This is a genomic window from Actinoallomurus acanthiterrae, assembly GCF_054775715.1.
The window spans coordinates 7,511,219-7,534,997 of record NZ_BAAHCO010000001.1 but is presented as its reverse complement, the minus strand read 5'-3'; the positions used below and the strand labels follow the sequence as shown (position 1 = coordinate 7,534,997).

At 71.0% G+C, this 23,779-nt stretch carries 27 protein-coding genes; 17 read left to right on the top strand and 10 right to left on the bottom strand.

Translation table 11 applies throughout. From position 1 onward, the window contains the following. Positions 1-4: 4 nt before the first annotated feature. Positions 5-1,063, bottom strand: coding sequence for a pyruvate dehydrogenase (acetyl-transferring) E1 component subunit alpha (pdhA, locus tag ACYVF7_RS35610; RefSeq protein WP_460349379.1), 1,059 nt, complete (start codon positions 1,061-1,063; stop codon positions 5-7). 140 nt (positions 1,064-1,203) lie between these two features. Between pdhA and ACYVF7_RS35605 the strand changes: the two genes are divergently transcribed. The 4 genes from ACYVF7_RS35605 to ACYVF7_RS35590 all read left to right on the top strand — a co-directional run bounded on the left by ACYVF7_RS35605 (position 1,204) and on the right by ACYVF7_RS35590 (position 4,837). Next, the gene (locus tag ACYVF7_RS35605; RefSeq protein ID WP_460349377.1) at positions 1,204-1,821 is read left to right on the top strand and encodes a GntR family transcriptional regulator; all 618 of its coding nucleotides are present in this window, start codon (positions 1,204-1,206) and stop codon (positions 1,819-1,821) included. 19 nt (positions 1,822-1,840) lie between these two features. Next, positions 1,841-2,461, top strand: a complete 621-nt coding sequence (locus ACYVF7_RS35600; protein WP_460349375.1) for a helix-hairpin-helix domain-containing protein — start codon at positions 1,841-1,843, stop codon at positions 2,459-2,461. Further along, a complete protein-coding gene (locus ACYVF7_RS35595) occupies positions 2,461-3,549 on the top strand; it encodes a PHP domain-containing protein (protein WP_460358294.1) in 1,089 nt (362 codons plus the stop codon). Before ACYVF7_RS35600 ends, ACYVF7_RS35595 begins: the two co-directional genes overlap by 1 nt. A gap of 220 nt (positions 3,550-3,769) precedes the next feature. Beyond that, positions 3,770-4,837 carry an alpha/beta hydrolase gene (locus ACYVF7_RS35590; RefSeq protein WP_460349373.1) on the top strand — a complete coding sequence of 356 codons (1,068 nt, stop codon included), beginning with the start codon at positions 3,770-3,772 and terminating at the stop codon, positions 4,835-4,837. A gap of 66 nt (positions 4,838-4,903) precedes the next feature. On the opposite strand, the gene ACYVF7_RS35585 is transcribed toward ACYVF7_RS35590, so the two are convergent. From ACYVF7_RS35585 to ACYVF7_RS35565, 5 genes are all read right to left on the bottom strand, one after another. After that, positions 4,904-5,911 carry a COX15/CtaA family protein gene (locus ACYVF7_RS35585; RefSeq protein ID WP_460349371.1) on the bottom strand — a complete coding sequence of 336 codons (1,008 nt, stop codon included), beginning with the start codon at positions 5,909-5,911 and terminating at the stop codon, positions 4,904-4,906. Between the two features lie 53 nt (positions 5,912-5,964). Next, positions 5,965-6,585, bottom strand: a complete 621-nt coding sequence (locus tag ACYVF7_RS35580; RefSeq protein ID WP_460349369.1) for a Uma2 family endonuclease — start codon at positions 6,583-6,585, stop codon at positions 5,965-5,967. Positions 6,586-6,710: 125 nt separating this feature from the next. Beyond that, the gene (locus tag ACYVF7_RS35575) at positions 6,711-7,652 is read right to left on the bottom strand and encodes an EamA family transporter (protein ID WP_460349367.1); all 942 of its coding nucleotides are present in this window, start codon (positions 7,650-7,652) and stop codon (positions 6,711-6,713) included. 3 nt (positions 7,653-7,655) lie between these two features. Beyond that, positions 7,656-8,372 (bottom strand): ABC transporter permease, encoded by a 717-nt coding sequence (locus tag ACYVF7_RS35570; RefSeq protein WP_460358292.1) that lies wholly within the window; start codon positions 8,370-8,372, stop codon positions 7,656-7,658. 47 nt (positions 8,373-8,419) lie between these two features. Next, positions 8,420-9,331: an ABC transporter ATP-binding protein gene (locus ACYVF7_RS35565; RefSeq protein WP_460349365.1), complete on the bottom strand. Its 912-nt coding sequence runs from the start codon at positions 9,329-9,331 to the stop codon at positions 8,420-8,422. Positions 9,332-9,449: 118 nt separating this feature from the next. Between ACYVF7_RS35565 and argF the strand changes: the two genes are divergently transcribed. From argF to ACYVF7_RS35515, 10 genes are all read left to right on the top strand, one after another. Beyond that, the gene (gene argF / locus ACYVF7_RS35560; protein WP_460358290.1) at positions 9,450-10,442 is read left to right on the top strand and encodes an ornithine carbamoyltransferase; all 993 of its coding nucleotides are present in this window, start codon (positions 9,450-9,452) and stop codon (positions 10,440-10,442) included. A 67-nt stretch (positions 10,443-10,509) separates the two neighbouring features. After that, positions 10,510-11,877, top strand: a complete 1,368-nt coding sequence (locus tag ACYVF7_RS35555; RefSeq protein WP_460349363.1) for an MFS transporter — start codon at positions 10,510-10,512, stop codon at positions 11,875-11,877. A 76-nt stretch (positions 11,878-11,953) separates the two neighbouring features. Next, a complete protein-coding gene (locus ACYVF7_RS35550) occupies positions 11,954-12,712 on the top strand; it encodes a helix-turn-helix transcriptional regulator (RefSeq protein WP_460349361.1) in 759 nt (252 codons plus the stop codon). Beyond that, entirely contained in the window at positions 12,709-14,121 is a 1,413-nt protein-coding gene (sufB, locus tag ACYVF7_RS35545; protein ID WP_345436413.1) for a Fe-S cluster assembly protein SufB, read from the top strand. Before ACYVF7_RS35550 ends, sufB begins: the two co-directional genes overlap by 4 nt. A gap of 1 nt (position 14,122) precedes the next feature. Continuing rightward, complete coding sequence (gene sufD, locus ACYVF7_RS35540) at positions 14,123-15,241, top strand: Fe-S cluster assembly protein SufD (protein WP_460349358.1); 1,119 nt, start codon at positions 14,123-14,125, stop codon at positions 15,239-15,241. Continuing rightward, entirely contained in the window at positions 15,238-15,552 is a 315-nt protein-coding gene (locus tag ACYVF7_RS35535) for a non-heme iron oxygenase ferredoxin subunit (RefSeq protein WP_345436417.1), read from the top strand. Before sufD ends, ACYVF7_RS35535 begins: the two co-directional genes overlap by 4 nt. A gap of 5 nt (positions 15,553-15,557) precedes the next feature. Next, complete coding sequence (gene sufC, locus ACYVF7_RS35530; protein ID WP_460349356.1) at positions 15,558-16,307, top strand: Fe-S cluster assembly ATPase SufC; 750 nt, start codon at positions 15,558-15,560, stop codon at positions 16,305-16,307. A gap of 2 nt (positions 16,308-16,309) precedes the next feature. Then, a complete protein-coding gene (locus ACYVF7_RS35525; protein WP_460358288.1) occupies positions 16,310-17,620 on the top strand; it encodes a cysteine desulfurase in 1,311 nt (436 codons plus the stop codon). A gap of 34 nt (positions 17,621-17,654) precedes the next feature. Then, on the top strand, positions 17,655-18,101 hold the full coding sequence (gene sufU, locus ACYVF7_RS35520; protein ID WP_460349354.1) for a Fe-S cluster assembly sulfur transfer protein SufU: 447 nt from the start codon (positions 17,655-17,657) through the stop codon (positions 18,099-18,101). Beyond that, positions 18,098-18,418, top strand: a complete 321-nt coding sequence (locus tag ACYVF7_RS35515) for a metal-sulfur cluster assembly factor (protein ID WP_360879074.1) — start codon at positions 18,098-18,100, stop codon at positions 18,416-18,418. The genes sufU and ACYVF7_RS35515 overlap by 4 nt, the downstream gene beginning before the upstream one ends. A 7-nt stretch (positions 18,419-18,425) precedes the next feature. Here ACYVF7_RS35515 and ACYVF7_RS35510 read toward each other — a convergent pair whose 3' ends face one another. Next, entirely contained in the window at positions 18,426-18,932 is a 507-nt protein-coding gene (locus ACYVF7_RS35510; protein ID WP_460349350.1) for a hypothetical protein, read from the bottom strand. Between the two features lie 96 nt (positions 18,933-19,028). Between ACYVF7_RS35510 and ACYVF7_RS35505 the strand changes: the two genes are divergently transcribed. Together ACYVF7_RS35505 and ACYVF7_RS35500 are read left to right on the top strand one after the other, a co-directional pair. Next, complete coding sequence (locus ACYVF7_RS35505; RefSeq protein WP_460349348.1) at positions 19,029-19,613, top strand: HD domain-containing protein; 585 nt, start codon at positions 19,029-19,031, stop codon at positions 19,611-19,613. 31 nt (positions 19,614-19,644) lie between these two features. After that, positions 19,645-20,127, top strand: a complete 483-nt coding sequence (locus ACYVF7_RS35500) for an SRPBCC family protein (protein ID WP_460349346.1) — start codon at positions 19,645-19,647, stop codon at positions 20,125-20,127. Here the strand turns inward: ACYVF7_RS35500 and ACYVF7_RS35495 are convergent. After that, the gene (locus ACYVF7_RS35495) at positions 20,105-20,878 is read right to left on the bottom strand and encodes an SDR family oxidoreductase (RefSeq protein ID WP_460349344.1); all 774 of its coding nucleotides are present in this window, start codon (positions 20,876-20,878) and stop codon (positions 20,105-20,107) included. The genes ACYVF7_RS35500 and ACYVF7_RS35495 overlap by 23 nt on opposite strands. Continuing rightward, positions 20,875-21,705: an alpha/beta fold hydrolase gene (locus ACYVF7_RS35490; RefSeq protein WP_460349342.1), complete on the bottom strand. Its 831-nt coding sequence runs from the start codon at positions 21,703-21,705 to the stop codon at positions 20,875-20,877. The genes ACYVF7_RS35495 and ACYVF7_RS35490 overlap by 4 nt, the downstream gene beginning before the upstream one ends. Positions 21,706-21,795: 90 nt before the next feature. On the opposite strand from ACYVF7_RS35490, the gene ACYVF7_RS35485 reads away from it, so the two are divergent. Next, positions 21,796-23,124 (top strand): aminotransferase-like domain-containing protein, encoded by a 1,329-nt coding sequence (locus ACYVF7_RS35485; protein WP_460349340.1) that lies wholly within the window; start codon positions 21,796-21,798, stop codon positions 23,122-23,124. A 109-nt stretch (positions 23,125-23,233) separates the two neighbouring features. Here ACYVF7_RS35485 and ACYVF7_RS35480 read toward each other — a convergent pair whose 3' ends face one another. Next, the gene (locus tag ACYVF7_RS35480) at positions 23,234-23,779 is read right to left on the bottom strand and encodes a hypothetical protein (RefSeq protein WP_460349338.1); all 546 of its coding nucleotides are present in this window, start codon (positions 23,777-23,779) and stop codon (positions 23,234-23,236) included.

Here is a 23,779-nt window from a genome sequence, read left to right as displayed (position 1 = left end):
CTCCTCAGAAGACCGGGTCGGCCGGCAGGCGGCGGGACTCGCCCCGTACGGGGGTGGCGTAGGTGTAGTCGAACAGCGTCGACACGTCCGGGTGCGGGCTGTCGTCGGCGAACGCGGCGGCGTCGTCGACCTCGGCCTTCACCTCGGCGTCGAGCTTGTCGCGGGCCTCCGCGTCGAGGACACCTGCCTCCTCCAGCTCCAGCGCGAAGTGCGCGAGCGGGTCGGCGGCCTTGAGGGCGTCCTTCTCCTCCACCGTGCGGTAGCGGGCCGGGTCGACGACCGAGTGGCCGCGCAGGCGCGGGCTCGTCGTCTCCAGCAGGAACGGCTTGCTCTCGGCGCGGGCCCGCTCGACCGCCTCGCGGGCGGCCTCGCGTACGGCGACGACGTCGGCGCCGTCGACGCGGGCGCTCTCCATGCGGTAGGCGGAGGCCCGGCGGTACAGCTCCGGCTCGGCCGAGGAGGCCTCGACCGTGGTGCCCATGCCCAGGCCGTTGTTGATGACGACGAACACGATCGGCAGGTCCCACAGGGCGGCCATGTTCAGCGACTCGTGGAAGGCGCCGATGTTGGTCGTGCCGTCGCCCATCTGGCACATGACGACCTCGTCGCCGCCCTTGTACGACACGGCGAGCGCCGCGCCCGTGGCGAGCGGGAGCTGCCCGCCGACGATGCCGTACCCGCCGAGCAGCCGCGTGTCCAGGTCGAACATGTGCATCGACCCGCCCCAGCCCTTGGACACGCCGGTGCTGCGGCCGTACAGCTCGGCCATGACCCGGCGGGCGTCGATGCCGCGGGCGAGGGCGTATCCGTGCTCGCGGTAGTTCGTGAACAGGTAGTCACGGGGCTCCAGCGCCGCCATCAGCCCGGTGACCGTCGCCTCCTCGCCGAGGTTGAGGTGACAGTAGCCACCGATCTTGGCTTCGGTGTACGCGCGGGCGGCGCGTTCCTCGAACCTGCGTATCAGCAGCATTTGCCGGTAGTACGCGACGAGCGTCTCCGGCTCGGGTCGCGCCTTCCGGCTCCGGGTCCGGCGTGCCGGAGTCCTCGTCTTGGTGTCACCCATCGAGGTCTTCCCTTCGTGCTCGGGCGCTTCGATGGGGTTCCCATGTCCTGCGCCCATACAATCAGGAGGCGATCAATGATCGATCATAGATCAGTCATATTAGAGTCTGACCACGTTAGCGGCGGCTACCATGGAGTAACATGAACGCCTCTCCCTCGCTGGTGCGCACCGGCCTCGGCGACCAGATCCGCCAGGTGCTCATCGACGGCATCACCTCCGGCCGGTGGGCACCCGGTGAGCGTATCGTCGAGCGCCGCATCGCCGTCGAACTCGGCGTCAGCCAGGCGCCCGTCCGTGAGGCGTTGCGTCATCTCGAGGCCCTCCGGCTGATCGAGACGCTGCCCAACCGCGGCGCGAGAGTGCGCGATTTCACAGACGAGGACCTCGCCGAGGTCTTCCCCGTCCGCGCCGGGCTGGAGGAGACCGCCGCCGACCTCGCCGTTCAACGGCTGGCGGGCCAGGTCGACGCGCTCGAGGTCCACATCGCGCGCCTCGCCGCCGCGACGGACACGGGGGAGGTCATGCGGCACAGCATCGCGTTCCACCGCGAGATCGTGGAGGCGTCCGGCAACCGCCTGCTCCGCTCGGTGTGGCAGTCGCTCGGCATCGAGGTCTGGACGACCCTGTCGCTGCGGCGCCGGGGCACCGAGCTGTGCGGCAAGGCCGCCGAGCACACCGACATCACCGAGGCGTTCCGTCGTCAGGACCCGGGCGTCGGCCGCCTGGTCCACGCCCACGTGATGAGCTACGCGCCGTAGGGCTCCTAGGATCGGGAGCATGGGGCGCCCTAACGATGACGTCGCGGCTCTGTTCCAGGAGTTCGCCGACCTGCTCTCGATCACCGGCGAGGCCGCGTACAAGGTCCGTGCCTACGAGAAGGCGGCACGGGCCATCGGCGGATATCCGGAGGACGTCACCCGGCTCGACCTCAAGGGCCTGCGGAAGATCCCCAACGTCGGCGAGGCGATCGCCAAGAAGATCCTCGACTACCAGCAGACCGGCACGATCCGGCAGCTGGAGGCGTTGCGCGAGCGCATCCCGGCGGGCGTGCGGGCCCTCACCGCCATCCCGACCCTCGGGCCGAAGAAGGCGATGGTGCTCTACGAGGAGCTGGGGATCTCCTCGGTCGAGCAGCTCGCCGAGGCGATCCCGGCCGGCTCGAAGGACTCAAGGGCTTCGGCGCCAAGACCGAGGAGAACATCCTCCACGGCATCGAGCTGCTGCGGCACGCGGGCGAGCGGGCGCTCATGGACGTCGCCACCGAGCTGGCCGAGGAGATCGTCGCCGAGCTGTCCCCGCTCGCCGGGCGCTGCGCGTACGCCGGGTCGCTGCGGCGGTGCCGGGAGACGGTCGGCGACATCGACATCCTCGCCACCGCCGAGGACTCGGGCCCGCTGATGGCGGCGTTCAGCGCCCTGCCCTTCGTCACCGAGATCATCGGCAGCGGCGAGACCAAGACCTCCGTCCGTACCGTCAAGGGGATCCAGGTCGACCTGCGCGTCGTGCCGCCGGAGGCGTGGGGCGCGGCGCTGCAGTACTTCACCGGGTCGAAGGCGCACAACGTCCGCACCCGCGAGATGGCCGTCCGCGCCGGGCTGAAGCTGTCGGAGTACGGCCTGTTCTCCGTCGAGACCGGCGAGCTCGTCGTCTCCGCCACCGAGGAGGACGTCTACGCGCGGCTCGGCCTGCCGTGGATCCCGCCGCCACTGCGCGAGGACGAGGGGGAGATCGAGGCGGCGCTGCGCGGCGAGCTGCCCAGCCTCGTCGAGCTCACCGACCTCCGCGGCGACCTGCACACCCACACGAACCTGACCGACGGCGTGGCCTCGCTGGAGGACATGGTCGCCGCCGCGGCCGCGCGCGGCAACGAGTACTACGCGATCACCGACCACGCGCCGAACCTGTTCATGCAGCGGATGACGGACGAGAAGATGCTCGCCCAGCGGGAGGCCGTGCGGGCGCTGCAGGAGCGCTATCCGGACATGACGCTGCTGCACGGCACCGAGCTGAACATCGACCCCGACGGCGAGGTCGACTGGCCGGGCGAGTTCCTGGCGGGCTTCGACATCTGCGTCGCGTCGGTCCACTCGCACTTCACCCAGGACCGCGAGGAGATGACCCGCCGGATCGTCCGCGCGGTGGAGAACCCTCACGTCCACGTCCTCGGCCACCCCACCGCCCGCAGCATCGGCCGCCGCGCCCCCGTGGACGCCGACTGGGAGGCCGTGTTCGCGGCGTGCGCCCGGTCCCGGACGGTCCTGGAGATCGACGCCTTCCCCGACCGCCTCGACCTTCCCGCCGATCTGATCCGGCACGCCCGGCGGCACGGCGTGAAGTTCGCCATCGACAGTGACGCGCACGCCCCCGGCCACTTCGACAACCTCCGCTACGCCGTCGGCACGGCCCAGCGCGGCTGGCTCACCCCGGACGACGTCGTCAACACCTGGCCGTTGGAGCGCCTGCGCGCGTACCTCCATGCCGAGTAGGTGTTGATCGCGTGACTGGGGCGCCAGGTGCGCCCGCCGGGAGGGCGGGGCGGCAACCTTCACGTCAGGTGAACGCGGAGTACATGCGAAGGACACCTGTGATCAAGCAAGGGTGAACCCTAACGCCTCTACGATCGGCCCGCGATACATGCATATTGAGCCGCCATCCAGCTTCTGTTGCGGCGATGCTCAGTTCCAATGCCTTTCGGGGAGGCCACGGGTGAGTCTGCTGGGCTGGCCGCTGCTCGTCCTGTCGATCCTGCTCGCGGTCGCCGCGCCGGTCGGCTGTGCGCTGCTGTGGGGACGGATACGCGGCATGGGCGCTTGGCCGGTGAGGGTCTCGCTGATCGTGTTGAGCCAGCTGACGGCGGTCCTCGTCGCGGGCGTCGGCCTGAACGACCACTTCCAGTTCTTCGCCTCATGGAGCGACCTGACCGGTCAGAACGGCGCCGACGCGCCCATCCAGCAGCAGAACGGCGGGTCCGAGCCCCTGGCGCGCGGTCTGTCAAAGCGTCTCCGCAAGGATTTCCGTCCCGACAATGGGAAGGGCACCTTCTCGGCCACCCTGGTGGGCGCCAAGTCGGGGATCCGCAGCAAGGTCTGGGTGTGGCTGCCGCCGCAGTACCAGCAGCACCCGCGGGCGCGGTTCCCCGTCATCGAGCTGTTCCCGGGCTTCCCCGGCACGCCGGTCACCTGGTTCCACACCATGCAGGGGCCGAAGAAGCTGCAGGAGGCGATGAAGAAGGGCGCCGCGCAGCCGTACATCCTCGTCTCGCCGACGATCACCGTGGTCCCCGGCCACGACACCGAATGCGCCAACGTGCCGCACGGCCCCAAGGTGGCCACCTGGCTCGCCGAGGACGTCCGGCGCATCGTCACCGAGAACTTCCGAGCCCTGCCCGAGCGCGACGCCTGGGGGACCATGGGCTACTCGACGGGCGGCTACTGCGCCGCCAAGCTCACCGCGCAGTACCCCCACCTGTTCCGCGCGGGTGTCAGCATGTCCGGCTACTTCACCCCGTCCACGCCGGCGCTCGCCAGAGTGCCGGGCGAGAACGTCCCCGCTCTCCTGGAGACCAGGCACCCGCCCATCGACCTGCTCCTGACCGCCAGCAAGCAGGACCCCGGCACCACGACCGCGGTGAACACGATGGTCCAGGCGGCCAAGCCGCCCTCGATCGTCTACACCTACGTCGTGCCGCGCGGCGGCCACAACATCGGGGTCTGGACCGCCATGCTCCCCAAGTGCTTCCAGTGGCTCACCACCAAGCTCACCCACGCCTCCTGAGCCCGTCTCCGGCCGCTCAGTAGACAGTGCCGGGCCCCGAGCCACAGGGTCGGAGCGACGGCCGTGTCAGGTGCCGAGAGAGGCGGCCGGAGCGGTGTCGCGGGTGGCGGCCGGCGGCTCCGGTGCCGGGGCGGCCGGCATGGGGCCGCGGTCGCGGAGCGCGAAGACCACGCGCAGGGTCGCGATCCACACGAGGGCCGCGCCCAGGACGTGCGCGACGACGAGCGTGCCGGGGACGTTGGTGAAGTACTGCACGTAGCCGATGACGCCCTGCGCCAGCTCCACCACCAGGAGCTCGAGCGCCCGCCGTTGCACGCGCGTCGGGGCGTTGGTGAGGCGGAGGCCGAGGAGCAGGGCGAAGGTCAGCCCGACCGTGGCCCAGACGATGTCGACGTGCAGCTGGGCGACCTGCTCGATCTGGAAGCCGTAGCGCCGGGCCTTCGGGTCGCCGGCGTGCGGTCCCGTGCCGGTCACGACGGTGCCGGCCACCAGCAGCAGGAACACCACACCCGTCAGGGCGCGTCCCAGCCAGACGAGCTCCTGGCGGACGAGGCTCCGGGCCGGCTCGTCGCCCTCGTCCGCGCGCACCCACAGGACCACGGCCGCCGCGAGAATCGCCGGCGACAGCAGGAAGTGCACGGTCACCGCGACCGGGTGCAGGTCGGTGAGAACGACGATCCCGCCGACGACCGCCTGCGCCACCACGCTGAACGGCTGGATCGCGGCCAGCCCCACCAGGCCACGGCGCCGGGGACGCAGCCGCAGCGCCGCGACGAACACCAGCGCGCCGAGCGCCAGCACCAGGAAGGTCAGCATCCGGTTGCCGAACTCGATCGCCATGTTGACGGCCGAGTGCGCGGGAGTGTGCGTCGGCACCAGGCTGGTGCCGGTGCACTTCGGCCACGTGGGGCAGCCGAGACCCGAACCGCTGACGCGCACGGCCGCGCCCGTCGCCATGATCAAGGCGTTGCCCACCACGCTCGCCAGCGCGAGCCCGCGCAGGGAGGCGGGCGTGGGACGCCACACGAGGTCACGGAGCCGGGTCAGCGGGGTATCGGATCGCACGCCCTTCATCGTACGAGCGCCCGCCCATGCCCCGGATCCGGGTCCCTCCGACGCCCCCGCCCTCAGTCGACCAGCGCCGCGACGTCGAAAGTGAAGGGAAAGGGCTCGTCGGTCTTCAGCGGCGCCGCCTGGTCGGCCGATGCGACGACGTGGTATCTCCCGTCATCGCCCAGTCTCCGGACGAGTACGCGCGGCTCCGGCTCGAGGTCGACCAGCCAGTACTGCGGGATTCCGGCCCGTGCGTACTCGAAGACCTTGTCGACCCGGTCATGCTGCTCACTGCCGCTTCGCGGGGAGACGATCTCTACGACCAGGAGCACGTCGGCTGCGTCGTACGCCCGCGCCCGGCGAGCACGCGCCGCGCGGGCCGCCTCGCCCTCGACCACCACGAGGTCAGGCACCCGGATGGACGGCCCGGTATCGATGTCGAGCGGCCCTTTGATGTAGACGTCGGCCGCGGCGTCGGCAGCCGCGTCATCCAGCGCACGCTCCAGTTTCTTGGCCGCGTGGTCATGGAAGGTGCTCGGCCAGGGGGCCACGATGATCCATCCGTTCACGAGCTCGCGCCGTACACCCTCGTCGGGCAGCGCGTCCAGGTCGTCGACGGTGTACGGGCCGTACGGCCAGTCCGGAACGGCGATCATCGGAGTCCTCGGTAGAGACGTCGTGGCCATGTCGGGCATGGCATGACTCCTCTCCAGTCTGTCAGGTCACCGGCCGAACACCAGAGTGCCGTCGCGTGCACGAATAGTACATGAAATGTAGCTGACTGTGACGACGGGATGGTTGTAGGGCACTGCTCCGCCGGTCAGGCCTCGGGGGCTTCGGGTGGGGACTGCTGGGAGCGGGTGGCGCCGACGCAGGCGGCGATGACGCAGCCGATCGCCAGCCACTCGCGCCACTGCAGGATCTCGCCGAGGAAGACGAGGCCGACCAGGGCCGCCACCGCGGGCTCCAGGCTCATCAGGATGCCGAACAGCTGGGCCGGCATGCGGCGCAGCGCCTCCAGCTCCAGGCTGTACGGGATGACCGAGGACAGCAGGCCGACGCCGAGGCCGATCAGCAGGATCTTCGGGTCGAGCAGCGCCGATCCGCCGGTGGTGATCCCGACCGGCATCATGGCGGCCGCCCCGACGACGCTGGCGATGGCGAGGCCGGTGGATCCGGAGAACCGCTTGCCCGTCGCCCCGCTCAGCAGGATGTACAGGGCCCAGCCGACCGCCGCGAGCAGCCCGAACACCACCCCCGTCAGCGGGATGTCCCCGCTGCCGCGGGCGAGCAACACGACCCCGCCCAGCGCCAGGACCGCCCACAGCAGGTCGAGCCGGCGCCGCGACGCGACGATCGCGACGGTGAGGGGTCCGAGGAACTCGATCGTCACCGCCACGCCGAGCGGGATCCGGGCTATCGCCTGGTAGAAGCTGAAGTTCATGCCGGCGAGGGTGAGGCCGAACAGCACGGCGATCCCGAGGTCCCGCCAGGAGTGCGCGCGGCGCAGGTCGCGCAGCGCGGAGCGGGCCATCACCGAGAGGACGACGGCCGACGTGAGCAGGCGCAGCGTCACGATCGCGTCCGGGGAGATCTGGCCGAAGAGGTTCTTGGCCAGGCCGGCGCCGACCTGCACCGAGACGATGCCGAGCAGGATCAGGGCCGGCGGCGGCACCGAGCCCAGGGACAGCCGGAGACCGGACGGGCGGGAACGGAACCAGCCGGCGCGGCCGTAGGAACCCGGGGTGTCAGCGAGCGCCATGCGTCACTCCCACTTGAAGAAGCGCGCGGCGAGGGCCAGGCCGAGCACCGCCCACACGGCGAGGATCACCAGGTCGCGGACGGGGAACCCGGCACCGTGCTGCAGTACCTGGCGCAGCCCGTCGGCGAGCGCGGAGATCGGTAGCAGTTCGAGTACCGACCGTACGCCGCCGGAGAACTTTGTCAACGGGAATACGACGCCCCCCAGGACGAGCAGGAGCAGGTAGACGAGGTTGGCGGCGGCCAGGGTGGCCTCCGCGCGCAGAGTGCCGGCCATGAGCAGCCCGAAGCCGCTGAACGCCGCCGTGCCCACGATCAGCAGCAGGACGACGGTCGCTGGGTTCCCATGCGGGCTCCAGCCGAGCGCGAACGCCACGACGCAGAGCACGACCGCCTGCAGGACCTCGACGGCCACGACCGTGAGGGTCTTCGCGGCGATCAGCCCGGACCGGGGGAGCGGCGTCGAGCCGAGGCGCTTCAGCACGCCGTACCGGCGTTCGAAGCCCGTCCCGATCGCCTGTCCGGTGAACGCGGTGGACATCACGGCGAGCGCCAGGACGCCGGGGGTGAGGAAGTCGACCCGCTTGCCCGCGCCGACGTCGAGCAGCGGCGCGGCGCTGAACAGGACCAGCAACGCGATGGGGATGATGAGCGTGAGCAGCAGCTGCTCGCCGTTGCGCAGCAGCGTGCGCAGCTCGTACGCGGTCTGGGCCCGGATCATCCGGGACGCCGGTGCCGCGCCGGGCGAGGGGGCGAAGGTCAGGTCCGTCACGAGCGGAGCTCCCGTCCGGTCAGTTCCAGGAACACGTCTTCGAGGGTCCGCCGTTCGATCCGCAGGTCCTCGGTCATGACGCCGTTGGAGGCGCACCAGGCGGTCACGGTCGCCAGCAGCTCGGGCACGAGATCGCCCTCGATGACGTAGTGCCCGGCCGGCGACTCCTTGGCCATCGTCGTGGGCGGCAGCGCGGACAGCAGCTCGTCGAGGCCGAGCCCGGGGCGCGCCCGGAAGCGGAGCTGGCGCTCGGCGCCGGTCAGCGAGGACGGCGGGCCGGAGGAGATGACCGTCCCGTGGTCGACGATCACCACCTGGTCGGCCAGCCGCTCGGCCTCGTCCATGTGGTGGGTGGTGAGGATCACCGCCACGCCGGCGGCCTTGAGGTCCTCGACGAGCTCCCACGTCGCGTGGCGGGCCTGGGGGTCGAGGCCGGCGGTGGGCTCGTCGAGGAAGACCAGCTCGGGGCGGCCGACCACCGCGGCGGCGAGGGCCAGCCGCTGCTGCTGGCCGCCGGACAGGCGGCGGTACGGCGTGCGGGCCGCGGCGGTGAGGCCGAGCCGCTCGAGGAGCGCGGCGGGGTCGAGGGGCGTGGCGTAGAAGCTCGCGATCAGGCGCAGGAACTCCCCGGCGCGCGCGTTGGTCGGCACGCCCCCGGACTGCAGCATCACGCCGATGCGCGTTTTCAGCTCCGGGTCGCGGGGGTCGCGGCCGAGGACGCGCACGGTGCCCGAGTCGGCGCGCCGGTAGCCCTCGCAGATCTCGACCGTGGTGGTCTTGCCCGCTCCGTTGGGGCCTAGGAGGGCGGTCACCTCGCCGTGCCGGGCGTCGAATGAGAGGCCGTCGGCCGCGGTGACTATGCCATAGCGTTTGACCAGGTCATTCACTGCGACGGCGAGGGGTTCCATGCCCCCGATTCTAGGAGGGGCGGCTCGCCGCGAGGCATGGGCCCCGGAGATCGTTCTGAATATTGATTCAGTTGGACGCATGGCGATACAGTCTGGGTTCACGTACCTGGGAGGTCACATGCTGCGCGGCCGGAGCTTCCTCAAGGAGCTCGACTTCACCGCGGAGGAGTTCCGCTCGCTCGTCGACCTGGCCGGAGAGCTGAAGGCGGCCCGCCGTGCGGGCGCCGAGCAGCCCCGCCTGACCGGCCGCAACATCGCGTTGATCTTCGAGAAGACCTCGACCCGCACGCGCAGCGCGTTCGAGGTCGCGGCGCACGATCAAGGCGCGCACGTGACCTACCTGGACCCGTCGGGCTCCCAGATCGGGCACAAGGAGTCGGTGAAGGACACCGCGCGGGTGCTGGGCCGGATGTTCGACGGTATTCAGTACCGAGGCAGGCGCCAGGCGGACATCGAGGCCCTCGCCGCGTACGCCGGCGTCCCCGTTTGGAACGGTCTCACCGACGAGTGGCACCCGACCCAGAGCCTGTGCGACGCGTTCACGATGGCCGAGCACGCGGCCAAGCCCCTCGATGAGATCGCCTTCGCCTACCTCGGCGACGCGCGCAACAACATGGGCAACTCCCTGCTCGTCATGGGCGCCCTCCTGGGCATGGACGTCCGGCTCGTCGCGCCCGGCGGGCTGCTGCCGTCCGCCGAGGTCCAGGCCGCGGCCCGCGGCCTGGCCGAGCGCAGCGGCGCCCGGATCACCCTGACCGACGACGTCGCCGAGGGCGTGCGCGGCGCCGACTTCCTGCACACCGACGTCTGGGTGTCGATGGGTGAGCCCAAGGAGGTCTGGGCCGAGCGGATCGCGCTGCTCAGGCCGTACCAGGTCAACGCCGAGGCGCTCGCCGCGACCGGGAACCCGTCGGTGCGGTTCATGCACTGCCTCCCGGCGTTCCACGACCGGGCGACGACGGTCGGCGAGGAGATCTACGTGCAGTTCGGCCTTGAGGGGCTCGAGGTCACCGACGAGGTCTTCGAGTCGGCGGCCTCGATCGTGTTCGACCAGGCCGAGAACCGCCTGCACACCATCAAGGCCGTCCTGGTCGCGACCCTCGCCGGCTGAGCCTGCCCCGCGCCGTCACGCCGACGCTTCGGCGCTCGTCAAAACGAATGCGGGCAAGCATCGGGGCATGTCCGCACTGAAATTCGACACGCAGACCCCGCCGCGGGCCGGTGTGCTGCCCTTGCTCGCCATCTGCCTCGGCTACCTCATGGTGATCATCGACGCCACGGCGGTGACCCTGTCGCTGCCCGCGCTGGGGCGTGACCTCGGCGGCGGGATGGGCGTCCTGCAGTGGGTGGTCGACGGCTACACCCTCACGTTCGCCACCTTGCTGCTGTCCGCGGGCGCGCTCGGCGACCGGATGGGACCCCACCGGGTCTTCTGCGCCGGGCTCCTGCTGTTCATCGTCGCCTCGGCGGCCTGCGGATTCGCCCCGACCGCCGTCCTCCTCGTCGCCGCGCGGCTGGTGCAGGGCGCCGCGGCCGCCATCCTGGTGCCGTCCTCCCTGGCGCTGCTGCAGGCCGCCAACCCCGACCCGGCGGCACGTGCCCGGGCCGTCGGCATCTGGGGTGCGGTCGCCGGGATCGGGGCCGCCTCGGGCCCGGTGTTCGGCGGCGTGCTGACCGACGCGGTGAGCTGGCGAGTCGTGTTCTTCGTCAACGTGCCGATCGGGCTGGTCGCCCTGCTGCTGACGGTCCGCCACGTCGTACGGCCGGAGGGGCACGGCCGGCGGGGCCTCGATCCGGGCGCGCAGGTCGCCGCGGTCGCCGCGCTCGGGCTGCTGACCTTCGCCCTCATCGAGGCGCGGACCCGGGGCTGGCTCTCGCTGTTCGTTCTCGGCGGGTTGGCCCTCGCCGCGCTGTCGGCCGCGGCCTTCGTCGCGGTCGAGCGGCGGTCGGCGAACCCGATGCTGCCACTGAGCCTGTTCCGGAGCCGGGCGTTCTCCGGCGGCAACGCCGTCGGAATGCTGATCAACCTGGGCTTCTACGGTCAGCTGTTCGTGGTCAGCCTGTTCTTCCAGGACGTCCGGCGGATGAGCCCGACGATGGCCGGCCTGGCGCTGCTGCCGGAGGGGATCCTCGTCTCGGTGGCGTCGTTCCTGTCCGGGCGGCTGTCGGGCCGGTCCGGTACCCGCCCGACGATGCTGATCGGGTTGTGCATGGGAGCGGCCGGGCTCTTGGCGCTCATGGCCGTGGGCCCGCACACGCCGTACCTGCTGATCATGCTCGGGCTGATGGCGGCGGGTTTCGGGATGGCCTTCACGATGCCGGCCGCCACCACCACCGTCGTCGAGGCCGCGCCGCGGGAGCGGGCGGGCGTCGCCTCGGGCGCGGTCAACACGGCCCGGCAGGTCGGCAGCACGGTCGGAGTCGCCCTGCTCGGCACGCTGGGGGCCGGAGGGCGGCTCGCGGCGCCGATGGCCGGCGCGGGCGCGGCGTTCCTCATCGGAGCCGTGATCGTGGCGCTCACCGTCCGGGAGCGTCCGGGCAGGTGAGGCAAGGCTCGCCTTAGTGATGCGGATTACCGGGATCCGTTTGTGTCCCGGGAAGGAATTAGGCCACACTGATGTTGTGAAAAACGTGACCGAGACGACGAGCACCGCGCCGGCGCCTGCCGGTGTGCCCGCGCTCGGTCCGAACCACACCGAGCGCACCACCCGTGCCCGGGTGGCACGCCTGATTCTTGAATATGGTCCCATCAGCGCCTCGGCGCTCGGACAGCGGCTCGGGCTGACGCCCGCGGCCGTGCGCCGCCACCTCGATGCCCTCCTCGCCGAGGGGATGATCGAGGAGCGGCGGAGCCGTCCGCAGTCCAGGCGCGGGCGCGGCCGTCCGGCCAAGATGTTCGTCATCACCGACGCCGGGCGCAGCGCCTTCGTGCACGCCTACGACGATCTCGCGGCCAACGCGCTGCGCTTCCTGGCCGACAAGCTCGGCGAGGAGGCCGTCGCGGAGTTCGCCCGCCGCCAGGTGAGCGACCTGGAGGCGCGCTACGGCGCGTCGATCCGGGCCGTCCCGCCGCAGCAGCGGGCGCAGGCCCTCGCCGAGGCGTTGTCCGTGGACGGCTACGCCGCCTCGGCCGGCACCGCCCCCGCCGGCGGGCAGCAGCTGTGTCAGCACCACTGCCCGGTCGCGCACGTCGCGGCCCGGTTCCCTCAGCTGTGCGAGGCGGAGACGGCGGCGTTCGGCCGGCTGCTCGGCGTCCCTGTGCAGCGGCTGGCCACGATCGCGCACGGCGATGGAATATGCACGACCCACGTGACGTCACGTGAACTGACCGAAAAAACCGATAAGAACGACAAGCAGGACTCCGGAGGCACCTCCGCATGACTACGGCAGCCCATCCCGAGCTCGAAGGGCTCGGAAACTACAAGTTCGGCTGGGCCGACTCTGACGTGGCCGGCGCCTCGGCCCGTCGCGGGCTGTCCGATGAGGTCGTCCGCGATATCTCGGCGAAGAAGAACGAGCCCGACTGGATGCTCGACCTTCGCCTGAAGGGCCTGCGCCTGTTCGGCAAGAAGCCGCTGCCGACGTGGGGTGCCGACCTCACCGACATCGACTTCGACAACATCAAGTACTTCGTCCGGTCGACGGAGAAGCAGGCCGCGTCGTGGGAAGAGCTCCCGGCCGACATCAAGAACACCTACGACAAGCTCGGCATCCCCGAGGCGGAGAAGCAGCGCCTGGTGGCCGGCGTCGCGGCCCAGTACGAGTCCGAGGTCGTCTACCACCAGATCCGCGAGGACCTGGAGCAGCAGGGCGTCATCTTCCTCGACACCGACACCGGTCTCAAGGAGCACCCGGAGATCTTCCAGGAGTACTTCGGCTCGGTGATCCCGGTCGGCGACAACAAGTTCGCTGCTCTCAACTCGGCCGTGTGGTCGGGCGGGTCGTTCATCTACGTGCCGCCGGGCGTGCACGTCGAGATCCCTCTGCAGGCCTACTTCCGGATCAACACCGAGAACATGGGCCAGTTCGAGCGGACGCTGATCATCGTCGACGAGGGCGCGTACGTCCACTACGTCGAGGGCTGCACCGCGCCGATCTACAAGTCCGACTCGCTGCACTCCGCGGTCGTCGAGATCGTCGTGAAGAAGAACGCCCGCTGTCGTTACACGACCATCCAGAACTGGTCGAACAACGTCTACAACCTCGTCACCAAGCGCGCCGTCGCCTACGAGGGCGCGACGATGGAGTGGATCGACGGCAACATCGGGTCCAAGGTCACGATGAAGTACCCGGCCGTCTATCTCATGGGCGAGCACGCCAAGGGCGAGACGCTGTCCATCGCCTTCGCGGGCGAGGGCCAGCACCAGGACGCGGGTTCGAAGATGGTGCACGCCGCGCCCAACACCTCCTCGACGATCATCTCCAAGTCGGTGGCGCGCGGCGGCGGCCGCACGAGCTACCGCGGCCTGGTCCAGATCCAGGAGGGCGCCGAGCACTCCAAGTCGACGGTCAAGTGCGACGCGCTGCTGGTCGACCAGATCAGCCGCTCCGACACCTACCCCTACGTCGACGTCCGCGAGGACGACGTCGAGATGGGCCACGAGGCCACCGTCTCCAAGGTCTCGGAGAACCAGCTGTTCTACCTCATGAGCCGCGGGCTCACCGAGGACGAGGCGATGGCGATGATCGTGCGCGGCTTCGTCGAGCCGATCGCGCGCGAGCTGCCGATGGAGTACGCGCTGGAGCTCAACCGCCTGATCGAGCTGCAGATGGAAGGAGCGGTGGGCTGACATGGGTCTGGAGACCAAACCGCTGTCCACCCTCCACGAGCACACGTCGTACGACGTCGACGACTTCGCCGTGCCCACCGGGCGCGAGGAGGAGTGGCGGTTCACCCCGCTGCGCCGCATCCGCGACCTGCACAAGGGCGCGGCCGCCGACGGCAAGGTGATCGTCGACGTGTCCGCCGCGCCCGAGGTCACCGTCGAGACGGTGTCCCGCGACGACGAACGCGTCGGCAAGGCGTACGTCCCGTCCGACCGTGTGAGCGCGCAGGCGTACGCCTCGTTCACGCAGGCCACCGTGGTCACCGTGCCGAAGGAGGTCGTGGCCACCGAGCCGACCGTCCTGTCGCTGCGCGGCGAGGGCGGCGGCGTCGCCTACGGCCACACGACCGTCGTCCTGGAGCCGTTCGCGCAGGCCACGGTCGTGCTGGAGCACACCGGCTCGGCCGCCTACGCCGACAACGTCGAGTTCGTCGTCGGCGACGGGGCCTCGCTCACGGTGTTCAGCCTGCAGAACTGGGCGCCGGACGCCGTGCACCTGTCGCACCAGCACGCCAGGCTCGGCCGCGACGCGCGGTTCAAGAGCTTCGTCGTCAGCCTCGGCGGCAAGGTCGTGCGCATCGCCCCGACCGTGGCCTACGACGCGCCCGGCGGCGACGCCGAGCTGTACGGCGTGTACTTCGCCGACGGCGGCCAGCACCTGGAGCACCGCCTGCTCGTCGACCACACGCAGCCCAACTGCCGCAGCCGCGTCGACTACCGCGGCGCGCTGCAGGACGAGGACGCGCACGCGGTCTGGATCGGCGACGTGATCATCCGGGCCGAGGCCGAGGGCACCGACACGTACGAGCTCAACCGCAACCTCGTCCTCACCGACGGCACCCGCGTCGACTCGGTGCCGAACCTCGAGATCCTCACCGGCGAGGTCGCCGGCGCGGGCCACGCCTCGGCGTCCGGCCGCCTCGACGACCAGCACCTGTTCTACCTCCAGGCGCGGGGCATCACGTACGACACCGCGCGGCGGATGGTCGTGCGCGGCTTCCTCGGCCAGCTCGTTGAGAAGATCGACCTGCCGCAGATCCAGGAGCGCGTCCTGGCCGCGATCGACGAGGAGCTCGACCGATGAGCTTCACGCGCGCCTGCTCGCTGTCCGAGCTGCCCGAGGAGGGCGCGCTCGCGGTGGAGATCGACGGCACCCCGGTGGCGGTCGTCCGCACGGGCGACGACGTCTACGCCATGCGCGACGTCTGCTCGCACGCCGAGGTCGCGCTCAGCGAGGGCGACGTCTACAACCACACCATCGAGTGCTGGCTGCACGGCTCGTGCTTCGACCTGCGCACCGGCAAGCCCACCAACCCGCCGGCGACGCAGCCGGTTCCCACGTACCCAGTGAAGATCGAGGGCGACGACGTGTACGTGTCGCTCAAGGAGTCCTGAAGACCATGGCCACGCTTGAGATCCGCGACCTGCACGTCTCCGTCGAGGACAAGGAGATCCTCCGGGGCGTCGACCTGACCGTGAAGGCGGGCGAGACCCACGCGATCATGGGGCCGAACGGCTCCGGCAAGTCGACCCTCGCCTACGCCATCGCCGGTCACCCGAAGTACACCGTCACCGGCGGCGAGGTGCTCCTGGACGGTGAGAGCGTCCTGGACATGAGCGTCGACGAGCGCGCCCGCGCCGGGCTGTTCCTCGCGATGCAGTACCCCGTCGAGGTGCCGGGCGTTTCGGTGTCGAACTTCCTGCGCACCGCCGTCACCGCCGTGCGCGGCGAGGCGCCGAAGCTGCGGGAGTTCTCCAAGGAGATGCGCCAGGCGATGGCCGACCTGCAGATCGACTCGGCGTTCGCCCAGCGCAACCTCAACGAGGGCTTCTCCGGTGGTGAGAAGAAGCGCCACGAGATCCTCCAGCTCGAGATGCTCAAGCCGAAGGTCGCGGTGCTCGACGAGACCGACTCCGGCCTCGACATCGACGCGCTGAAGGTCGTCTCCGAGGGCGTCAACCGGTTCCGCTCCGGCGACACCGGCGTGCTGCTGATCACGCACTACACCCGCATCCTCCGCTACGTGAAGCCGGACTTCGTGCACGTCTTCGCGGCCGGCCGCGTCGTCGAGGAGGGCGGCCCGGAGCTGGCCGAGCTGCTGGAGAACGAGGGCTACGAGAAGTTCACGAAGGCGGGCGCGTCCGCGTGAGCATCGACGTCGAACGGATCCGGGCGGACTTCCCGATCCTGACCCGCACCGTCCGCGACGGGCGGCCGCTGGTCTACCTCGACAGCGCGAACACCTCGCAGAAGCCCCGCCAGGTGATCGACGCCATCGACGACTTCTACGCCGCGCACAACGCCAACATCCACCGGGCGACGCACCAGCTCGGCGAGGAGGCGACCGAGGCGTACGAAGGCGCCCGGATCAAGGCCGCGAACCTCATCGGCGCGGCGAGCGAGACCGAGGTGGTGTTCACCAAGAACATCTCCGAGGGCATCAACCTCGTCGCCTACGCCATGGGCAACGCGACTCTCACCCGACCAACCGACCCCGACCGACCTCCCGGCACCTTCGATCGGGAGGCCGAGCGGTTCCGCGTCGGCCCCGGCGACGAGATCGTCATCACCGAGATGGAGCACCACTCCAACATCGTGCCGTGGCAGCTGCTCTCCCAGCGCACCGGCGCGACGCTCCGCTGGTTCGGGGTGACCGACGACGGCCGCCTCGACCTGTCGAACATCGACGAGCTCATCAACGAGCGCACGAAGATCGTCGCGGTCGCGCACCAGTCGAACGTCCTCGGCACGATCAACCCGCTGCGGCTCATCGCGGACAAGGCCCACGCGGTCGGCGCGCTCGTGCTCGCCGACGGCGCCCAGGCCGTGCCGCACATGCGCGTCGACGTCCAGGAGCTCGGCGTCGACTTCTACGGCTTCACCGCGCACAAGCTCTGCGGCCCGACCGGCATCGGGGTGCTGTGGGGCCGCGCCGAGCTGCTCGAGACGCTCCCGCCGTTCCTCGGCGGCGGCGAGATGATCGAGACCGTCGCGATGGAGGGCTCGACGTACGCCCCGCCGCCGCACAAGTTCGAGGCCGGCACGATGCCGATCGCCGAGGCCGCCGGGCTCGGCGCCGCCATCGACTACCTCACCGAGGTGGGCCTGGACGAGATCGAGGCGCAGCAGAACGAGCTGCTCGCGTACGCGCTCAAGTCGCTCACCGCCGTCGACGGCCTGCGGATCCTCGGCCCGGTCGACGCTGAGGACCGCGGCACCGCGATCTCCTTCACCCTGGAGGGCCCGGACGGGCGGGAGATCCACCCGCACGACGTCAGCCAGGTGCTGGACGCCCACGGCGTCGCGGTGCGCGCCGGCCATCACTGCGCCAAGCCGCTGCACAAGCGCTTCGGCGTGACCGCCAGCACGCGCGCGTCGCTGTACTTCTACAACACCCGCGACGACGTCGACGCCCTCGTCGAGGGGCTCCGGGAGACGCAGAAATTCTTCGGCACGGCCTGACGTTGCACCGATCGGCCGTTTGGAAGGGGAGCAGATGCAGCTCGAGTCGATGTACCAGGAGATCATCCTGGACCACTACCGGAACCCTCACCACAAGGGTCTCCGGGAGCCGTACGACGCCGAGGTGCACCATGTGAACCCGACCTGCGGCGACGAGGTGACGTTGCGCGTCAAGCTGGACGGCGACGAGGTCGTCGACGTGTCGTACGACGCCCTGGGCTGCTCGATCAGCCAGGCCAGCGCGTCGGTGATGACCGACCTCATCATCGGCAGGCCGGTGAAGGACGCGATGGTGACCGGCGACGAGTTCCTCAAGCTGATGCAGTCCCGCGGGCAGGACGAGCCCGACGAGGACGTGCTCGAGGACGCGGTCGCCTTCGCCGGGGTGTCGAAGTTCCCCGCCCGTATCAAGTGCGCCCTGCTCGCCTGGATGGCGTGGAAGGACGCGACCGCGAAGGCCATGGAAGGCAGTAACTCATGAGCGACACGAAGGCCGCCGAGGACGACGTCCTCGAGGCGATGCGCGACGTCGTCGACCCCGAGCTCGGCATCAACGTCGTCGACCTCGGACTGGTCTACGGCGTCAACATCGGCGACGACAACGTCGCCACGCTCGACATGACGCTCACGAGCGCGGCCTGCCCGCTCACCGACGTGATCGAGGACCAGACGGCGAGCGCCCTGGAGGGGCTCGTGGAGAAGGTCACGATCAACTGGGTGTGGCTGCCGCCGTGGGGCCCGGACAAGATCACCGAGGACGGGCGGGAGCAACTGCGCGCCTTGGGCTTCAACGTCTGACGTCAGGTCAGTCGAGGCCGGCGTGCCGTCGCCAGGCCGGCTGCTGGGAGTTGGCGATCCACTGGTCGGTGTACCGCAGGATCGCCGTGAGGGCGTCGAGCGCACCGGCGGGCCCGCCGGTGCGCCATGACGTCTCCACGATCGTGTGCGCCTTGTGCGCGCTCTCGCACCGGCACGCGATGGTCAGGCTGGCGCCGAGCCGGCAGTGGTTCGGGTAGAAGTCGACCGTCTCCATCCGGATCGCCACCTCGAGCCAGTCGTCCCCGGACTCGTAGGTGTGGCAGTCGTAGATCCGGTGAGCGGGCGGGTGCCACATCCACTGGCCGGGCTGTGGCCAGGCGCCTTCGCCCGTGGCCGCCGGGGCCGGATGGCGGGCGTGCCACTGGCCGGTGAGGGTGAGGAAGCGGGCGCGGATCTCCGGGCCGTCCCACGCCGGTCCGAAGATCTCGGAGAGCGGGAGCGCCCGGGGCCATATCCACACCGCGATGGCGTGATCGTCGGGCGGATTCCTCACCGTGCAATGATGCCGCGAGCGTACGGCCTCGCGCAGGCTCACACGCGATCGAGACGACCTCGTGACGATGCCTGATGACTCGGAGGAAATGGCACGGTGGAGATCTTCACGACCTGGCGCACGTGGGAGCAGGCCCGCGCCGCCCTGGCCTCGTGGCCGGTCGATCTGGCCACCCTCGATCGGGCCGCCGACGTCGCGCTGCGCCGGCACGGCGACCAGACGCGGCCCACCGGCGCCCCCTACGTGGAGCACCTCCTCGAAGCGCTGGAGGTGCTGGTCCGCGGCGTCGGCGTCACCGAGACCGACCTGCTCGTGACGGCCCTGCTGCACGACGTCGTCGAGGACACCCCGGCGACGCTCGCCGACGTCGAGGCGGAGTTCGGCCCGGTCGTCGGGGAGCTGGTGGACTGGGTGACCAAGCCGCCGGTGCGGGGGAAGGCCGCCAAGCGGGCCGCGAAGGTCTCCTACCTGCGGCGGCTGCGCGACGCGCCCCGCGAGGCGATCCTGGTCAAGCTCGCCGACCGGGTCAGCAACGTCCAGACCCTGGACCGGATGCCGCTGGACTTCCAGCGCCGCTACCACGCCGAGACGGTCACCTACATCGTGCCGCTGGCCGCGGGCGAGCCCTGGTTCGCCGCCTGGTTCGCCGACTGGCAGGAGCGATTCGCCCACTTGCGGTGACCGCGCCCGGCCGTACGAGATGATCGCGGGCATGGAACGCCAGTGGACGGTCGAGGAGAGCGTCGTCATCGACGCACAGCCGGAGCGTGTGTACGAGGCGGTGGCCGACCCGCGCCGCATGGGCGAGTGGAGCCCGGAGGTCTTCGCGGTCTGGGTGCGCGGCCGCCGCGTGGTCCCCGGCCTGACCTTCGTCGGGTTCAACCGCATGGGCCCGCGCGTGTGGTTCACGAACTGCCGGGTCACCGAGGCGGTGCCCGGCAAGGCCTTCGCGTTCCGGGTGGCGAGCTTCGGGATCCCGGTGGCCGTGTGGGGCTACCGGGTCGATCCGGCCGAAGACGGGTCGACCCGGCTGACGGAGCACTGGGAGGACCTGCGGCGGGACAACCGTGGAGCGGGGTTCGTCTCCCTCCTCGGCAGGGTCTTCACCGGCGTCCCGGCGGAGGGGCGCGCCGACGTCAACCGCCAGGGCATGCGCACCACCCTCGCCCGCGTCAAGACGGCGCTGGAGCGCTGACCGACCGGTCCACCGGGAACGCCGCGAAGCTCTGGGCGACGGGCATCAGCTCGATGACGTTGATGTTGACGTGGGCCGGCAGTGACGCCGCCCAGGACACGGCCTCGGCGATGTCGTCGGGGCCGAGCGGCCGCATTCCGGCGTAGACGGCGTCGGCCTTCTCCCGGTCCCCGCCGAACCGCACGGTGGAGAACTCGGTGTCCCCGCACATGCCGGGTTCGACGCAGGTGACGCGGACGCCCGTCCCGTGCAGGTCGCTCCGCAGGTTGAGGCTGAACTGGTGGACGAACGCCTTGGTCGCGCCGTAGACGTTGCCCCCGGGATAGGGGTATGTACCGGCGACCGAGCCCACGTTGACCACGTGACCCCGGCCGCGTGCCACCATGCCGGGCAGGACCGCGCGCGTGCAGTACATGAGCCCCCGGCAGTTGGTGTCGAGCATCCGGTCCCAGTCCTCCAGGTCGGCCTTCTGGGCGGGGCCGAGGCCCATGGCGAGGCCGGCGTTGTTGACCAGCAGGTCGACGTCGGCGAACTCGGCGGGCAGGCCGGCGACCGCCTGCTCGACGGCCGCCCTGTCCCGGACGTCCAGTTCGAGCGGGTGGACGGCACCGGGGTGGTCGGCCGCCAGCTCGGCGAGCAGGCGCGTCCGGCGCGCCGCCGCGACGACGCGGGCGCCGTCGGCCGCGAGGCGACGGGTGATCGCGGCGCCGAATCCGGTGCTGGCGCCGGTGACGAACGCGGTCATCGTCATGAGGTCGCCCCGGGGATCGCGTCGAGGAACTTGGCCAGCGCGTCGTTGAACTCGGCCGGCCGTTCCAGGTTGGGCATGTGCGCGGTGCCCTCGACCACCACGAGCGTCGATCCCGGGATGACCTCGTGCATGAGCCGGGCGTCGGCGATCGGGGTGTACTCGTCGTCACTGCCGACGACGATGAGGGTGGGGACGCGGACGCGCGACAGCGACGCGACGTAGTCGGGACGCTCGGCGCGGCCGCGCTGCGCGGCGGCGGCGCCTTCCGGAGGCGCTCCTCGCATCATGCCGAGGACGTGCTCGGCCACCGCCGGGAACCGCCGGATGTTGGCCGGCGCCACCATCTTGGGCAGGACCTCGTCCGCGTATCCGCCCATGCCCTCCCGGACCAGCCGGTCGGCCATGGCGTTGCGGGCCCGCCTGCTCTCCTCGCTCTCCGCCTGAGGAGTCGTGTCGGCGAGCAGGAGGCCGCGCAGCCGCTCCGGGAACAGGCGGTGGAACTCCATGACGATCTGGCCGCCCATGGACAGGCCACCGAGCACGATCTCCCCGACGCCGAGGTGGTCGAGAAGGCAGGCGATGTCCTCGGCGAACGCCTGGAACGGTGTTTCGCCCGGGACGACGGTGCTCCGGCCGTAGCCGCGCAGGTCCGGCACGATCACCCGCCGCCCGTCGATGTGCTCGACCTGGGGCGCCCACATCGAGCGGTCGAAGGGGTGGCCGTGGACGAGCACCAGCGGCGGAGAGACGCCGTCGGAGCGGTGGTCGTCGTATTCGATCGTTATCTGGCCATTGCGGAAAACGCCCACGTCCTGTGTCTCCTTCATGGGTCGTGCTTGACGGCTCGATGCTAATGAGGGCAATATCTCGGTGCAATAGTTAAATTGCTCTCGGTGCAATGTTGGCGTGGAGGCGTGATGGACGACTACCGGCGGATCGCGGACGTGCTGGCGGCGCAGATCGCCGACGGGCGCCTCCGGCCGGGGGACCGGCTGCCGCCTCAGCGGCAGTTCGCCCGCAGGCACCGCATCGCCGGTTCCACCGCGGCGCGGGTGTACGGCGAGCTGATCCGCCGCGGCCTCGCCGTCGGTGAGGTGGGGCGCGGCACCTTCGTCCGCGCCGCCGCCCCGGCCGGCGAGCCCGCCCTCGCCGAGCCGGCCCGCGCCCGGGTCGACCTGGAGCTGAACTTCTCCCTCCCGCCCGAGCAGCCCGCGCTCCTCGCGGAGAGCCTCGGCGGCATGCTGCGGCCCGACGTGCTGGCCGGGGCGCTGACCCCCATGGGGGCGGCGGGCACACCGGCCGTCCGGGAGGCGGCCGCCGCGACGCTCGCCCGTCCCGGCTGGACTCCCGGCCCCGGGCGCGTGCTCCTCGCCGGCAACGGACGGCAGGCGATCGCCGCGGCGCTGGCGGCCCTCGTGCCCGCCGGTGACCGGGTCGGCGTCGAGGAGCTGACCTACCCCCTGGTCAAGGGCATCGCCGCCCGCCTCGGCATCACGCTGGTGCCCCTCGCCATGGACGAGTCCGGCGTGCTCCCGGAGGCCATCCGATCGGCCGGCCCGCTGCGCGCGGTCTACCTCCAGCCCACGCTGCACAACCCGCTCGGGGTCACCATGCCCGAGGACCGGCGCGCCGAGGTCGCCGCCGCACTGTGCGACCTCGGCGTCTACGCCGTCGAGGACGCCATCTACGCCTTCCTCCGCGACGACCCTCCGCCGCTGGCCGCACTGGCGCCGGAGCGCGTCATCGTCGTCGACAGCCTGTCCAAACGGGTGGCCCCGGGCCTGACCGTCGGCTTCGCGGTGCCGCCGGAGGCGATCGGCGACCGCGTCGCCTCGGCGCTGCGCTCAGGCGGCTGGACGGCGCCGCGCTTCGCCGTCGAGGCCGCGACCCGATGGCTGACCGACGGCACGGTCAAGACCCTTCAGGAGCTCAAACGCCGCGACGCGGCGGCCCGCCAGCGGCTCGTCCGCGAGCATCTGGCCGAGTTCGCCGTCGAGGCCGATCCGCAGGCCTTCCACTGCTGGTGGCGGCTGCCGGATCCCTGGCGGGCCGACACGTTCGTCGCGGCCGCCGCCCGACGCGGCATCGCCGTCACCCCGGGCGCGGCGTTCACCGTCGTCGTGTCCCGCGCGCCCAACGCCGTCCGCCTCGCCCTGTCGGCGCCGCCGATCGACACCCTGGCCGCCGCTCTCGAGACGCTGGCCGCCCTGGCCCGGAGCGCCCCGGAGGACGCCGAGGTCGAGTGAGCCGTGCGCCCCGAGGGCGTGTCTGACAAATCCCGTTCGTAGCGAGCGGCGCGCAGCGGGACAGCGGATCTGTCAGACACGCCCCAGCGCGGCTTTGCCGTCCAGGACGTCAGCGGGAGGCCTTCTTCGGTTTGGCGGGCCAGATCGTGTAGGTGATCGGCCACAGCGCCCAGATGCCGAGGATGACCGTGAGGCGGTCCAGCCAGCCGCGCAGTGCGGCCGTGCGGGCCGCGTCGCCGACCAGGGCGATCGCGGCGAGAAGGAGCGCGCAGGAGACCGCCCAGGCGATGACGGCCTTGCCGAACTCTCTCCACTCGTGCCGGGCGCGGGCCCTGCCGTAGCGGGGCGGCCGGCTCGGCGGGGGCCCGCCCGCGAACCGGTGCGCGAACCGCTCGTCGGCCCAGCGGATCATGGCGTGGCCGAACGCGACCGAGAAGCCGAGGTACGCGGCGGCGAGCCCGTGGGAGAAGCCGGCCGTCGCGCCCCGGCGCAGGTCGACGACCGTGGCGATCAGCAGGGTCAGGTCGGTGAGCGGCACGCAGATCAGCAGCGCCGCGCCGAGCCCGCGCCGGCGGGCGAGGTAACGGGTCGCCAGCCCGGCGAGCAGGAACAGCCAGAAGCCGACCTCGCAGCCGGCGATGATCAGGAAGAGCAC